Annotated in this window: 10 protein-coding genes; 5 read left to right on the top strand and 5 right to left on the bottom strand. The window is 60.7% G+C overall.

Going from position 1 to position 14,271, the window contains the following annotated elements:
* The first annotated feature begins 345 nt into the window (after positions 1-345).
* From ASD12_RS31150 to ASD12_RS31135, 4 genes are read left to right on the top strand one after another with little or no spacing between them, the layout of a single operon-like run.
* Positions 346-1,224: an ABC transporter permease gene (locus tag ASD12_RS31150; protein ID WP_056595950.1), complete on the top strand. Its 879-nt coding sequence runs from the start codon at positions 346-348 to the stop codon at positions 1,222-1,224.
* Positions 1,221-2,060, top strand: a complete 840-nt coding sequence (locus tag ASD12_RS31145; protein ID WP_056595947.1) for an ABC transporter permease — start codon at positions 1,221-1,223, stop codon at positions 2,058-2,060. The genes ASD12_RS31150 and ASD12_RS31145 overlap by 4 nt, the downstream gene beginning before the upstream one ends.
* Positions 2,057-3,199, top strand: a complete 1,143-nt coding sequence (locus tag ASD12_RS31140) for an ABC transporter substrate-binding protein (protein ID WP_082525772.1) — start codon at positions 2,057-2,059, stop codon at positions 3,197-3,199. Before ASD12_RS31145 ends, ASD12_RS31140 begins: the two co-directional genes overlap by 4 nt.
* Positions 3,192-4,370, top strand: a complete 1,179-nt coding sequence (locus ASD12_RS31135; protein ID WP_082525771.1) for an ABC transporter ATP-binding protein — start codon at positions 3,192-3,194, stop codon at positions 4,368-4,370. Before ASD12_RS31140 ends, ASD12_RS31135 begins: the two co-directional genes overlap by 8 nt.
* 453 nt (positions 4,371-4,823) lie before the next feature.
* Here ASD12_RS31135 and ASD12_RS31130 read toward each other — a convergent pair whose 3' ends face one another.
* From ASD12_RS31130 to ASD12_RS31115, 4 genes are all read right to left on the bottom strand, one after another.
* Complete coding sequence (locus tag ASD12_RS31130) at positions 4,824-5,522, bottom strand: ABC transporter ATP-binding protein (protein ID WP_056595944.1); 699 nt, start codon at positions 5,520-5,522, stop codon at positions 4,824-4,826.
* Positions 5,519-7,351 (bottom strand): branched-chain amino acid ABC transporter ATP-binding protein/permease, encoded by a 1,833-nt coding sequence (locus tag ASD12_RS31125; RefSeq protein ID WP_056596025.1) that lies wholly within the window; start codon positions 7,349-7,351, stop codon positions 5,519-5,521. Before ASD12_RS31125 ends, ASD12_RS31130 begins: the two co-directional genes overlap by 4 nt.
* A 12-nt stretch (positions 7,352-7,363) precedes the next feature.
* Positions 7,364-8,239 carry a branched-chain amino acid ABC transporter permease gene (locus ASD12_RS31120; protein WP_056595940.1) on the bottom strand — a complete coding sequence of 292 codons (876 nt, stop codon included), beginning with the start codon at positions 8,237-8,239 and terminating at the stop codon, positions 7,364-7,366.
* A 177-nt stretch (positions 8,240-8,416) separates the two neighbouring features.
* Complete coding sequence (locus ASD12_RS31115) at positions 8,417-9,769, bottom strand: substrate-binding protein (protein WP_056595937.1); 1,353 nt, start codon at positions 9,767-9,769, stop codon at positions 8,417-8,419.
* A 234-nt stretch (positions 9,770-10,003) separates the two neighbouring features.
* Here ASD12_RS31115 and ASD12_RS31110 point away from each other — a divergent pair, with 234 nt between their 5' ends.
* Positions 10,004-10,741, top strand: a complete 738-nt coding sequence (locus ASD12_RS31110) for a Crp/Fnr family transcriptional regulator (RefSeq protein WP_056595934.1) — start codon at positions 10,004-10,006, stop codon at positions 10,739-10,741.
* Positions 10,742-11,519: 778 nt separating this feature from the next.
* Here ASD12_RS31110 and ASD12_RS31105 read toward each other — a convergent pair.
* Positions 11,520-14,093: a membrane-bound PQQ-dependent dehydrogenase, glucose/quinate/shikimate family gene (locus ASD12_RS31105; RefSeq protein WP_056596021.1), complete on the bottom strand. Its 2,574-nt coding sequence runs from the start codon at positions 14,091-14,093 to the stop codon at positions 11,520-11,522.
* Positions 14,094-14,271: the final 178 nt, after the last annotated feature.

Below are 14,271 nucleotides of genomic sequence, written 5' to 3'. Positions count from 1 at the left end.
CTGCCTCTGTCGTCGTGGCGCTCCCATGTAGAATCTGTCCCACAGTGCATCCCTCCATTCCAAGGAAAATAATGCACCATCAAAGCTCGGGATCAAACATCTAGTCTGGCAAACCTGAACGGCGCGCCTGTCTCACCCAAGATGCTCACAGATGTGGTTCTCGATCGGTGAACGTTCGTGCTGAACGGCGTCATGCCTTCGGCGCTATCGCAGTTGGCGACGCGCCGATGTCCGCTGAAGTCCGCTGGCTCAATCGCCGACTGTAGACATCGGGCCTTCAATCACTCAATCTTGGCTGTGGGAACAAAATAAGCGCTTCAAAGAAGGCGCGGACGGCCGGGTGCCATGAAACGACGATGGACATTGTATGACCCGCGGCTGGCCTGGATGCTGGTCGCGCCGGTGCTCCTGCTGCTGATCTTCTTCCTGGTGCTGCCGATCGCGGTGATGGCCGCCTACACCTTCTTCACCTTCGTCACCGCTGGTGTGGAAACCAGCGCGCTGACGACCGCGAACTGGCACGAGTTCCTGACTGACAGCTACTACCACGGCTTCCTTCTGAAGACGCTGAGGGTCGGCGCGATGACGGCGCTGCTTTGCGGCGTGCTGGGCTATTTTCCCGCCTATTTCATCTGGGCGACGACATTCAAGCACAAGTGGCTGCTTCTGCTTTTGCTCATCGTGCCGTTCTGGATCAGCTTCACCATCCGCACCTTTTCCTGGATCAACATCCTGGGCGAACAGGGCGTCATCAACGTTGCGCTGCTGAAAGTAGGCATCATCAACGAGCCGTTGCCGATGCTCTACAACGAGGGTGCTGTGATCCTCGGGCTGCTGCACTTCCTGCTGCCGTACATGATCCTCAACGTCTATGTGAGTCTCGAGGGCATCGACCGCACGTTGATCTCCGCGGCTCGCTCGATGGGCTGCACCAGCGCGCAGGCGTTCCGCGAGGTCACGCTTCCGCTTTCGCTGCCCGGGCTGGCCGCAGGCCTGCTGCTGTGCTTCGTGCTGGCCGCCGGCAGCTATGTGACGCCGCAGCTTCTCGGCTCCGGCCGCGACGCGCTGTTTGGCAACCTGATCTACGACACCATCATGGGCGAGCTGAACTGGCCGATGGGCGCCACGCTTTCGATCGTGCTGTTCGTCGTGCTGGGCTTCTTCGCCGCCCTCTATACCCGCTACATGGGCATGTCGCAGATCGTCAAAGGGTTAGGCGGATGAGGGCGCGGCGGAAGGAGGAAGGCAGATGGGCCTGGCGGCTGACTGGCTTCGTCACGCTCTGTGTCTACATCTTCATGTTCGCGCCGATCGTGGCGACAGTGATCCTGTCGTTCAACGCTTCGATGTTCGGCGGCTTCCCGATGACGGGCTTCAGCCTGCAATGGTACGGCAAGCTGATGGCCAATGAGCAGGTGCTGGCCGCCTTCCGCACATCTCTGTGGATTGCGCTGGTCACTGCCGCCACCACCACCGCAATAGGAGTCGTCACGGCGTTTGCGCTGGTGCGGTTCGAATTCCGTGGCAAGCAGGCGCTGAGCACGCTGGTGATCCTGCCGGCGCTGGTGCCGGAGACCATCCTCGGCGTCGGCCTTCTGGTGCTGATCAAGGCGGTCGACCAGCCGAGGACCATGCTTCTCCTGGTGCTCGGTCATATCCTGCTCGCCGTGCCCTATGTGGTGCTGATCGCGCAGGCGCGCATGGTCGGCATCCGACGCGTCTATGAGGAGGCGGCACTCTCACTCGGCGCCTCGCGCTTTTCCTCCTTCCGCGAGATCACGCTGCCGCTGCTCATCCCTGCCGTCGTCGGCGGCGCGCTGCTCGCCTTTACCATCTCGTTCGACAACACGTCGGCCAGCCTGTTCTGGCGGCCGGCAGGCGTCGAGACCATGCCCACCCAGATCCTTTCGATGCTCAAGATCTCGATCAGCCCGGAGATCAACGCGCTCGGCACCGTGATGATCCTGGTGACCGTCGGCATCCCGCTGCTCGGCGGCCTGGTCCTGCAAAGCCTGACCAGATTGAAAAGACGCGGCCAACCAAAGGAGGAAGCACGATGAAACTGTCCAACGGCAAGCGGCTTGAACGGCTGCACGATAGGTATCAAAACGGCGATCTGAGCCGCCGCACCTTCCTGACGCTGACCGCCGCCGCGGCGGCCGCGGTGGGCCTCGACATGCCCTGGATGAGGCAGGCGCTTGCCGCGGTCGAAGAGGTCCGCTTCGATGGCTGGGGCGGCACGGTGCAGGACGCGATCGACAAATATGCCTTCAAGCCCTACACCGCCAAGACCAAGATCAAGGTGGTCCAGGGCACGTTCGGCGACGAGGACGAGATCATCACCAAGATCAAGACCGCCAAGCCCGGCGACTACCAGGTCATTCATTCCTCCGGCGTGAACTACTACATCAAATATGTGAACGGCGGCCTGACCTCGGAGATCAACGAGGCCAACATTCCCAACATGGCGAATGTGCTGCAGCCGATGATCGAACCGTTCCGCAAGCTGACTCCGAAACTCTCGGCCGTGCCTTACGACTACGGCACGACAGGCATCGCCTACAACACCAAGGTGATCTCGCCCGAGGAAGCCAAGGAAAAGGGTGCCGCACTCCTGCTCGACAAGAAATACGCGGGCAAGGTCGGAGGCTATGACGACATGACCACGCGCGTCTGGTACGCCGCACTCGCCACCGGACAGGACCCCAACAACCTCAAGGACATGGATGCGATCTGGGCCAAGGTGCGCGAGACGCGCGACCTCGCCAAGAAGTTCTGGAGTTCCGGCGCGGAACTGATGGACCTGCTTTCCAAGGGCGAGATCGTGGTAACCGACGCATGGTCGGGCCGCGTTGCCGCATTGCAGGACCAGGGCCATCCGATCGGCTACCTCGATCCCGCGGGTTCCTATGCCTGGATGGAGGACATGCTGATCCTGAAAGGCTCGCCGATGGCCGAGTGCGAGGAGTTGATCAACTTCATGCTCGACCCGGCGACCGCCATCGCGGTGGCCGAAGGCCAGAGCTATCCGCCGTCGCTCGACCCGACAAAGGTCAAGTTGACCGAGAAGATCGAGAAGCTGCCGGCCTTCGACAAAACGGGCACGATGAAGGCGCTGACCTTCGCCGACCCGGTTTACTGGGCGAGCAATGAGGACGCCTGGAACAAGCAGTGGCACAGGATCTCGAAAGGTGCCTGACAGCCACGACCTTTCAGAGGCGCCCCGGCCGGCCGCGGCCGGGGTGGCAAGGCTCGGTTCGGGCGGACCCGCTCCGGGCGGCGCCGAGACGAGCCAGCCGGCGGTCGAGTTCCGCGACATCGACATTGCCTATGGCAAGTTCGTGGCGGTGCGCGATTTCTCGCTGTCGATCCGCAAGGGAAGCTTCGTCACCCTGCTCGGGCCTTCGGGCTGCGGCAAGACCACGATCCTGCGTTCCATCGCAGGCCTGGTCGACATTTCGGGCGGCCAGATCATGATCGACGGGCGGCGGGTCGACGACGTGCCGATCTACAAGCGTAATATCGGGCTGGTCTTCCAGAGCTATGCGCTCTTCCCGCACAAGAACGTGTTCGACAATGTCGCCTTCGGACTGAAGTACCGCAACGTGCCGAAGCCCGAGATCGCGCGCAAGGTCGGCCAGGCGCTGGAAATGGTGCGTCTCCCGGGCAGTGAGAAAAAGCTGCCGTCGCAGCTGTCGGGCGGGCAGCAACAGCGCATCGCGCTCGCCCGCGCCATCGTCTTCGAGCCGCAGGTACTGCTGCTCGACGAGCCGCTGTCGGCGCTGGATGCGAACATGCGCGAGGAAATGCGCGTCGAGATCAAGAAGATCCAGAAGCAAACCGGCATCACCGCTATCTTCGTCACGCACGACCAGGAAGAAGCGCTCTCGATGTCGGATCGCATCGTGGTGATGAACGCCGGCGCAGTGGAGCAGATTGGAACCCCGCAGGAGGTCTACGAGGCACCAGCCACGGCCTTTGTCGCCGACTTCCTCGGCAAGGCCAACATGCTTGCCGGGGCTGTGAGGAGATCCGGCGAAGGAACAGCGGTGGTGCTTGCCACCGGCCAGACGATCAACGTGGCCTGTCCAAAGCCGCTTGCCGACGGCAGCAAAGTCACTGTCGTGGTGCGGCCGCAGAAACTGTCGGTCGGCGCGGCAGCGAGCGCCAACCGTCTGTCGGGCCGCGTCGTCTCGGCCTCGTATCTAGGCGGTAGCGCCATCTACGAGATCGACATCGGCGGCAAGACCAGCATCCGCGCCAACGCGCCGATCACTGGTCGCGTCCTTCGCGAAGGTGAGGCGATCGACCTCGGCTTCGATCCCGAGGGCTGCGTTCTTCTCGACGAGGACGGTGAGCGGATTTCGTGAAGAAAGGTACTGAGGAACTGGACCGTGAACTCATGAATGCGGAAGGACCGAGATTGGTGAGACAACGGCCTCTCCGCTTCTGCCGGTCACACGATAAAAGCTGCCGTCCAGCGCTACTATTTCAGCTGCAGGATGCCTCGGGCTATGGGGCCTCCCAATAGTGCTCTTGATTGAGTACCGGCGGTGGAAACTGTCCAAGCCAGCGCCTCCGATCCGACATGCCAGTAGCAAACTAGAAGTTTATGGAACTGCGTGTCCGCTGCTCCAAACTCTATCGCAGCGCAAATTTGCGCTCAGATGATACCATGCTCCTTTAGAAGCGACTGCTCGTCCCCCGGCTTAGCGGCCGCTTTTTGAACGGCGCGCAAATAGGCGGATCGACGGCTAAACTGCTATGCCGAACTTGAGTGTTGAGATCGCCTTGTATCGGGATTTAAGCGCGGCGCATTTGACCTAGACGCCGAGATGGTGCAGCAGCAGTCCTGGCTGTGCCTTGAGTTCGGCGACCGCCCCCTCATGGGCGATATGGCCGTTGTTAATGATATAGACGCGGCTCGCCAGCGCGAGCACCGCGGCGAGGTTCTGCTCCACCAATATGATCGTCTGCCCTGCCTGCGCCAGTTCCCGGCAGGCACGCACCAGGTCGTGCACGATAACGGGGGCAAGCCCTTCGAAGGGCTCATCGAGCAGGATGATCTTCGGGTCGCGAACCAACGCACGAGCTATGGCCAGCATTTGCTGCTCGCCGCCTGACAGGTCGGTACCGCGGCCCGTGCGTCGTTCCTTCAGCCGAGGGAACATCGTGTAGATCCGCTCCAGCGGCCAACGGTTCTTGGCGGTCAATCCGGCCAGAATGATGTTTTCCTCCACGCTTAGACTGCCAAAGATGCGTCGATTCTCATGCACGAGTTGCATGCCCTGCCGGGCGATGCTGTGCGACTTCCAGCCGACCAATTCTACCCCGTCGAGCTTGATCGAACCGGTACGCGGCGCCACCACGCCCATCAAACTCTTGAGGGTCGTGGATTTGCCTGCGCCGTTGCGTCCGAGCAGCGCAACGACCTCATTCCTTTCGATCCTAAGTCCCACGTCGAACAGGATGTGACTGTCCCCATAATAGCTATTCAATCCGCTGACTTCGAGCAGGCTCATGCCATTTCTCCATGCACACCGCCGAGGTAAGCTTCCTGCACCTTGGCATTGGTCTTGATCTCCCTGGGTATGCCTTCGACCAAAACCCTGCCCTCCTGCAGGACGGTCACTTTCTCGACCAGTTCGAAAAGCGAATCCATGTCGTGGTCGATGACAATCATCGTGCGCCCGCGCGCGATCGACTTGAGTAGCGCCACGGTTTCGACGCGCTCGCGCGGGCTCATGCCGGCAAGTGGCTCGTCAAGCAGCAAAAGACTCGGCGACGTCGCCAGGGCCAGACCGATTTCCAGCCTGCGCTTCTCACCATAGGCCAGTTCCGAAACCGGCCGATCAAGCCGCGTCGTGAGGTTCACCAGTGCCGCCGTTCGCTCGACCTGCTCATTGAGACCGGGAACGCTGTGAAGGCTTTTGAACAGATCGAGCCTGAACGTGCCGCGCGCGTCGCCTAGCGCGGCGATGGTCAGGTTCCGTCTGACGGTCAGGCGGTCGAACAACTGGTTGATCTGGTAGCTCTTGGTCAGCCCGAGCTGGCACACCTCGGACACACCCATGCGGGTGATGTCGCGACCCTCGAACATGATTCGGCCGGAGCTCGGCGCGATCTCGCAGGTGAGCATTTTGAAGAAAGTGCTTTTCCCCGCGCCGTTCGGCCCGATGATGCCGCGTATCTCACCCGGATTGACCGCGAAGTCGATGTCGCTGTTGGCTGCGAGACCGCCGTAGCGCTTGGTGAGGCCATGCGCCTGCAGGATCGGCCCGGGCGCTAGCGTGCCACCACGCTGGCGCGCCGGCATCGGCTCGATGGCGGCCGGGTTGTGGAGCGCGCTCTCCACCGCGGTTTCGATTGACTCTTTGCTGCGGCTGCCTGTCAGCCTATAGAGGTCGACGATCGCGCCGACCATGCCGCGTCGCAGGAAGCACACCAGAAGCACGAAGACGACGCCGAGCACCAGCTTCCAAGTCGCGCCGAGATGCAATGTGTTCTGGAAGAAGTCGCTCAGATAGAGCCACACCGTAGCGCCCACCAGAGGCCCGAAGAGCGTGCCGGCGCCGCCGATGGCCGTCTGCATGAGGACCTGGCCGGACGTGTCGAACATGAAGGCCTCTGGCGGCATGAAGCCCTGCATGACGCCTAGCAGGCCGCCGGCAAAGCCGGCATAGACAGCCGCCACCACGAAGGCCGTGAGCTTGTAACCGTGAATATTGTGGCCAAGTGCGGCGGCGCGGAGCGGATTGTCGCGGATCGCCGAAAGGATCGCGCCCACAGGCGAGCGTACGATGCGCAGCGCGATGACAATGCCGACGAAATACCAGAACGCCAGGAAGGTATACATCGTCCAGTCGGTGTTGAATTCCAACACTTTGAAGCCGAGATCGAAGACCGGGGTTGGCACCCCGGGTAAGCCGTTCTCACCGCCCGTGTATGCCGACAACGGATTGAACTCGACGAAGAAAAAGACTTCGGCGATCGCCACCGTGATCATGGCAAAATAGATGCCGGTGCGCCGAAGTGCGATTTGGCCAATCACATAGCCGACCACACCCGCCACCGTGGCGCCAATGACGATGGCGGCCATGACATATGAGAAGCTCGTTTCAGTGAGGAGATAGGCGGCGACCATACCGCCGGTGCCGTAAAAGGCCGACTGGCCGAAGGACAGCAGGCCCGTATAGCCGAACAGGATGTCGAAGCCGATTCCGAACAGGCCCCAGATGAGGATGCGATTGATCGTGCTGGGCGAGAAGCCGAGATAGGGCAGCAAGAACGGTGCTAAAATGAGCGCAGCCGCCGTCACAAGCTCGACGAGGAAGGGACGATTGATGTTCATGGCCGACCGCATCTACTCGCGTGCGGCAGTGCCGAGCAGCCCATGCGGGCGAAGCACCAGCACCAGCGTCATCGCCACGAACAGCATGATATAGGAATAACCGGGATTGAACATCGAAGTAATGCTGATGATCTCGCCGGCGATGAGCCCACCGATGATCGCGCCGGGAAACGAACCAACCCCGCCGATCACCACGACCACGAAGGTCTGGACCAGTATGGCCTCGCCAACATCGGGCGCGATCGACACCACTGGAGCGTTGACGATGCCGGCGAAGCCCGCCGCCATCGCGCCGATGCCGAAGACAAGCATGAAAATCTTGTAGACGTCGATACCGAGCGAATCGACCATCGCCGAATCCTCGATGCCTGCTCGAACGATCATCCCGATGCGGGTGCGATAGAGCACGAAATAGAGCAGTAGCAGCGCAACGGCAACGATGCCGAGCAGGGCCAACCGGTAGGTGGGGTAGACCATGAAACCCAGATGGGTGATGCCGACAAGCGAGGCGGGCGGCGGCACCGTTCGCGACAGGCTGCCGAAGAAGAAGCGGACCGTCTCGACGAAGACGATGCCCAGCCCGAACGTGACGAGAAGCTGGTCCTCTTGCGGGCGCGCGTAGAAATGGCGAATGATCAACCGCTCGATCACCACCCCGACGATCATCACGAACAGCGATCCGGCCACCACCGCGGCCAGGAATGAATCTGTGTAGGTGTAAGCGAGCCAGCCGGCATAGCCGCCGAGCATGAACATCGCTCCATGGGCGAGGTTCAGGACGCCGAGCGTGCCGTAGATGATCGTCAGCCCCGAAGAGATCAGCGCCAAGAGCGCGCCGAGCACGAGTCCGTTGAAGCACTGCGAAATGAAATTTGCCCAGTTAATCACTCTGCCGCCCGCCCTTGAAAATGAAGGATGTGCCCCGCCGTCCGCTCCGCCAACAGGTCGTGAACAATCGACATCCAGTGACCGACGCGCAGGCGAACCCGTCTGCGCCCCGCCGGTCAAACCTGCATGCGACGCCTTCCCCGGCCGCGGCCGGTGGAGAAGGCGAAAGTCGGGGTTTCAGGTGTAGCTACCGAGGTTGCAGCCGAACTCATCGGGCTTCTGCATCAGTGGCGCGCCGTCGACCACCTCGACGACATTCCAGTAGTCGTCATCGCTCTTCATGTCTTTGGGGTCCTTGCCTTGGACGAGTACGACTGGTCGCACGCACTGGTGGTCTTCCGGCCGGTAGTGAACGTCACCGACGAGCGATGGGATGGTCTCGCCCTTCTCGTACTGCTTGATGACGTCCGGCGGATAGAAGCTACCCGCCGTCGAAACCATGCGCGCCCAGTGAGCGAAACTGATATAGGCGTTTTCAGCACCCCATTCCGGCCGGTAGCCGAATTTCTGCTGGAACGCATCCACGAACTGCTTGGCGAGAGGATACTTGTCCTGCAGGGTCCACCAGAAATCGGTGGCCGCGAAAACACCGGCTGTCAGTTCTGGACCGACTTCCTTGGCAAGGAAGGGGATCTGGTAGGGCACGACCATCTTCATGCCCGGTGTCAGGCCGAACTGCTTGGCCTGCTGGATCGACAGCACCGCGTCACGGCCCCAGTTGACATTGACGATGAACTCGGCGCCCGAATTGGCGATGTTCGTCAGATACTGGCTGAAATCCTGGGTGCCCAGCGGCGAGACCTGGTCCGTCACCATCTCCCAGCCGCCCTGTGAGGTCAGGTAGTCGTTAACCGACTTGGTGACGGTGTGGCCGTAAGTATAGTCCGGCGTCATGAATGCCGCCTTCTTTCCCTTTCCGTAGGTCTTGACCAGGATTGGCCCGATCGCGTTCGCTGCGGTCTGGCCATAGAAGTTCTGGCGAAAGCCGTATCGGACGCAGTCCTTTCCTGTGGTGTCGTTTGAGCCGGAAATCCCCGCTACGTAGAGGATCTTCTCGCGCTGGGCGAACTTGTTGAGTGCCACCGCGACCGCCGACGAAGTCGAACCAGTCATCAGGATGATCTTGTTCTGGTTTATGAAATTCTGCTCGAGCTCGACGCCCTGGTTCGGCTTCGCCGCGCTGTCGGCGGATAACAGCTCCACTTTTTTGCCAAGCAGGCCTTTGTCGACCTTTGGCGCCAACGCCTTCATCAAGTCGTGCCCGTTGTTGATGTGCTCGACCGCGAGCTGCCACCCCTTAAGCTCATCAGCACCCTGCGCTGCATAGGCGCCCGTAAGCGGCACCGCAGCCCCGATATAGACGGTTTGGCCTTCTGATCCGGCCGGCCAGGTGCCTATCGCGGCCTTCTCATCGGCCGCAGAGGCCTCAAGGCTGAACCAGGGCAGAACCGCACTGCCGAGAAAACCGGCGCCCGTATGCAGCAAGGTGCGGCGGGAAATAGTGGCATGCTTTTGATTATCGAGCGGCATTCAGCAGTTCCTCCTTGGCGTTGGAGCCCTCTGGTGGCTCTCGTTGTTGTGCCCGAATTTTGACTGGTTTTTCCGAGCGGGACATTGGAAGCACGCCTGCTTCTATGGGCATTCGCGGCCGTATAAAGAGTCTAGTCAATACAACTTTCGTTTGATGATTCTATTCATTGATCTAAGTTAATAAGCGTACGCAAGTTCGTCGGAGATAGAGTTCATGAACGTTGGGAACGCGGTATGCCGCTGACCGGCCATCCGATCGTGGCCCGGTTGACCCGTGTGATGAAGCTGAGTGCGGTCGATGTCAAAAGTCTCGAGGCAATCTTCGAACGCGATCTATCCGTCCGGAAGCGGGAGGAACTTATTGTTCAAGGCTCGGAGTTCCGAAACCTGTGCTTTGTCAAAGATGGCTTCGCCATTCGCTACAGATTGCTTCGCAGCGGCAAGCGGCAGATTCTGAAGGTCATCCTACCTGGCGATGTTATTGGATTTCCAGTCAGCTTTTTCGATCGGTCGACCTACGCGGTCGTTGCTGTGACCGAACTGACTTACGCAGTTTGCTCGTTCGATTCCTATATTCGTCTTTGCTATGAGCAGCCACAATTTGGTTTGGTGTTAAGCTGGCTGGCCGCCCAAGAGGCAGCGACTTATGCGGAACACATTGTCAATCTCGGTCGGCGCACGCCGATCGAAAGGCTGGCGCACCTTTTGCTTGAGATTCACGCGCGTCTTTTGGAGGTGGAACGGGCGGACGAGACAAGTTTCAATCTGCCGTTTTCGCAGGAAGTCATAGCGGACGTGCTTGGGTTGAGCGTGCCACATCTCAATCGCGTAATTCAGCAGCTGCGCGCCGAACAGCTTATCACCAGCAACTCGCGGCTCATCGAGTTGACCGACCTTGCGGGCCTGCGGAAACTGGCTCAGTACCAGCCGATGGATCTCGCCCCAATCCCCGTGCCAAAGCACCGGGAGTAATCACGTGATCTTGATCATGCCGTAACCGAACGCGGAGCGATTGCGTACAGGACCTTCGGGAAGCCTTCGGCGCCATTCGGTCCTTTTGGTTGCCGATCGTAGTCGCTTCGGTTGTAGTTGCGCAGCGCTTCATAGGCATGACCGGACCGAGGTCCCGGCCGTTGGGACCCGATACATCCTCCTGTCCCACGCGCTACTCGCTCCACCAATATGCGTGCCTCCCGCGCTGCTTCGATAAAAGCGTCGCGGAGGTGATCGATAACGCCGACAACGACGCATTCGTTGCCGGAAGGCGGGATCGCATCCGCATTATGAGGGGGGATTTCTGGACGTGCCGAGGGCGCCGATCTCTACCTACTCAAATTTATTATGCACGATTGGGACGACGAGCGCGCCGCACCGATCCTCGCGAACGTCCGCAGGGCAATCGCGCACCTGGGGGTCGTCTGTCGTCGTCGAGATCGTCCTCCCGCTCGGAAACGAGCCGCATGTCGGGCCGCCAATTGATCTGAACATGATGGTGATGACAGGCGGCATCGAACGCAGTGAGCCGCAATACGGCCAGTTGCTCACCCGCGCCGGCTTTCGACTCGAACGCGTAGTCGTGGCCAAATCGCCGTTCAGCGTTATCGAGGCTTCACCCGTTGCCCTCCGATTACTTCAGCTTCGGGTCAAAAGCGGTAAACGTCAAAACGAGCACAGCATTTCCGCTTTCCACCCTATAGCGACCGTCAAACACTCTGCTTGTATACCAGTCCGAAGGGACTGTTCCTTCTTGTTAACTCGCGTTCGGCAGGGCGTAGGCGATGATCGAGTCGCCAGCCTCTGTTCCCGTCGATCCGTGGCCGCCGGCAACCACGACGAGGTACTGCCGTCCGTCGGCGCCCTTGTAGGTGGAGGGGGTCGCCTGTCCGCCCGCCGGCAACCGATCGCGCCAAATTTCCGCACCGGTCTTTAGGTCATAGCCGCGGATATAATAGTCGAGAGTGCCGCTGAGAAAGGCTACGCCGCCCTTGGTGATGATCGGCCCGCCGATACCGGGCACCCCCATTTTGAATGGCAGGGGGAGCGGCGACAGGTCGCGCACGGTGCCATTGACGTGCTTGTAGACGACCTTGCCGGTGGTCAGGTCGACGCCGGCGACGTAGCCCCAGGGCGGCGACTGGCATGGCAGGCCGAGCGGAGACAGGAAGGCGCCCATTTTCGCCGCGTAAGGCGCCCCAAAATTCTCATTGAAAACGTCCTCCCCATCCTTGCTGACGACGCGGGCATACTGATCAGGGCGCGGTACAAGCTTGGATGTGAAGGCGAGATAGACCGGCATGGCGAACATCACTTGACGGTCCGGGTCTACGGCCACCGCGCCCCAGTTGAACGTGCCGAAATTCCCGGGATAGATGATCGAGCCCTTTTCCGTAGGCGGCGTGTAGCGGCCCCTGTAGTCGAGACTGCGGAATTCAATGCGGCAGGCGAGCTGGTCAAGCGGCGTTGCGCCCCACATATCCTTTTCGGTAAGCGGCTCAGGCTTGAACGAAATCGCCGAGACTGGTTGTGTCGGCGCGGTGGTATCTCCTTTGACAGCACCGCTCGGGGCGGGTTCCTCGGTAACCGGCAGAACCGGCACGCCGGTCTTGCGGTTCAGCACATAGACCTCGCCTTGCTTGGTGGGCGCTACCAGCGCCGGCACGACCTTGCCGCCAATCGTCAGATCGACAAGGCTCGGCTGCGCCGGCACGTCCATGTCCCATAGGTCGTGGTGCACGCCCTGGAAGACCCAGGCGACCTTGCCCGTGTTCACGTCCAGCGCGAGGATCGAGGAGGAGAACTTCTCGACTTCCGCGCTGCGGTTGACGCCATACTGATCAGGCGATTGGTTGCCCATCGGAAGATAGATCAGCCCGAGCTTTGGGTCGTAACTCGAAACGCTCCAAGAATTCGGCGCGTTTTCCGAATAGGTCTGGCCGTTGGCAATTGGTGCGGTTGCATCGGGCTTCTTGGAATCGAAGTTCCAGACAAGCGCCCCAGTGTTGACGTCGAAGGCCCGGATGACGCCAGATGGTGAGGTGGTCGACGCGTTGTCGTTGACGGCGCCGCCGACAATCACCAGATGGTCGGTAACGACAGGCGGGGATGTTGAATAGACCGAACCGGGCGTGACGTTGGGCATGTTGGCCCACAGATTTAAGGTGCCATCGTCGCCGCCGAAACCGGGGCAGATTTTGCCGGTCTCAGCGCTGATCGAGATCAGCCGACCATCGGACGTCGGCGCAATGAGCCGTTTGACGCAGGATGGTTCGATCGAGGCTGTGGTCGTGGGATCTTTGCGGTCAATTTCGGGATTGGGGTCGCCGCGCTTCGCCTGGCCGGTCACCACGTTTTGAGGCACGCCTGCCGCTTGTGTGGTCACTTCGGCCACACTTGCCGCGAGGCGCTGTTCTTCGGTCGATGCCGCCTGTGGCGCGCCGGTTGCGGGGCCGTTCGCAGCCCCAGCCGGCTGTTCTGCACCGCCGGCGGGCGGGCTCGCAACCGCTGAACCGTCGAAATAGGCGACACCACGGCAGGTGAGGTGTTGGGTTGTTTGCTTTACTGTTTGTTTGAGGTGCGGATCGAAGCGCCACTTCTCCTTGCCGGACACCGCATCAAGCGCAATCACCAGATTGTGCGGCGTGCAGACGTACACGGTGCTGTCGATCATCAGTGGCGTCACCTCATAGGTCGCCTCGCCGGGATCGTTTGGACCGCGTATGTCGCCGGTGTGGTAAGTCCAGGCAACTTTCAGATTACTGACGTTCTTCGGCGTGATCTGGCTGAGCGGCGAATAGCGGTCCCCGGCGGCGGTTCGGCCGTAGGCCTGCCATTCTCCGTCCGGCATCGAGCTGTTCAACTCGCGCGACGCGGCCATGCGGTCGTCGGCGAACGTGCCGGCGAGATCGTGCGGGATCTGGAACATCGCATAGACACCGGCAAGCACCGCGACTACGAGGGAGCCGGCCAAAAGCCCGCTGCGGCCGTTGTATCGGGCGGAGCCCATGTCAATTCTGTGAAGTGACCGCACCATCGGCGGTAGTAGCAGGAGGACGCCGAGCAAGATGAGCAGGCTGCCTCGCGCGGAAAGCGCCCACCAGTCGAAGCCAACTTCCCATATCGACCAGCCGAGGGTCACCAGCAGCGTTGCGCCGTATAGCGCCAGCCCGGCAGAGTTGCGCCAGAAGGTTAGCGCTGCCGAAACCACAAGGGCAGCGCCGAGCACAATGTAGAACCACGATCCGCCGAGCAGTGCGAGCCAGACGCCGCCAGCTAGCAGCGCGGCGCCGATAACAAAGATCGCGATGGAGAGGACTATCCGATACATGAAGTTCACCATGGCTGCTTGCCGCATGGATCGTCGGGCGCGGGTTGCTGTTCTAAAACCTCTCTGGAACTGACGCCGCCTGATAACGTTCCCAAGACAGATATCAACAATTTGTCATGTCAAAAAACTCGACCGTCCGTTCATCATCCAGTGGGCATTCTTTGAAGCCAATATGGCT

Source organism: Mesorhizobium sp. Root102, assembly GCF_001425625.1.
Classification (GTDB): Bacteria; Pseudomonadota; Alphaproteobacteria; order Rhizobiales; family Rhizobiaceae; genus Mesorhizobium.
Note: the sequence above shows the minus strand (reverse complement) of the source record. Positions and strands in the feature narration are given on the sequence as shown.

Coding starts and splice junctions, on each gene's coding strand:
- ASD12_RS31110 (WP_056595934.1), top strand. CDS start 10,004: ATGCCGCTGACCGGCCATCCGATCGTGGCCCGGTTGACCCGTGTGATG.
- ASD12_RS31130 (WP_056595944.1), bottom strand. CDS start 5,522: ATGAGCCTGCTCGAAGTCAGCGGATTGAATAGCTATTATGGGGACAGT.
- ASD12_RS31145 (WP_056595947.1), top strand. CDS start 1,221: ATGAGGGCGCGGCGGAAGGAGGAAGGCAGATGGGCCTGGCGGCTGACT.
- ASD12_RS31140 (WP_082525772.1), top strand. CDS start 2,057: ATGAAACTGTCCAACGGCAAGCGGCTTGAACGGCTGCACGATAGGTAT.
- ASD12_RS31105 (WP_056596021.1), bottom strand. CDS start 14,093: ATGTATCGGATAGTCCTCTCCATCGCGATCTTTGTTATCGGCGCCGCG.
- ASD12_RS31150 (WP_056595950.1), top strand. CDS start 346: ATGAAACGACGATGGACATTGTATGACCCGCGGCTGGCCTGGATGCTG.
- ASD12_RS31125 (WP_056596025.1), bottom strand. CDS start 7,351: ATGAACATCAATCGTCCCTTCCTCGTCGAGCTTGTGACGGCGGCTGCG.
- ASD12_RS31115 (WP_056595937.1), bottom strand. CDS start 9,769: ATGCCGCTCGATAATCAAAAGCATGCCACTATTTCCCGCCGCACCTTG.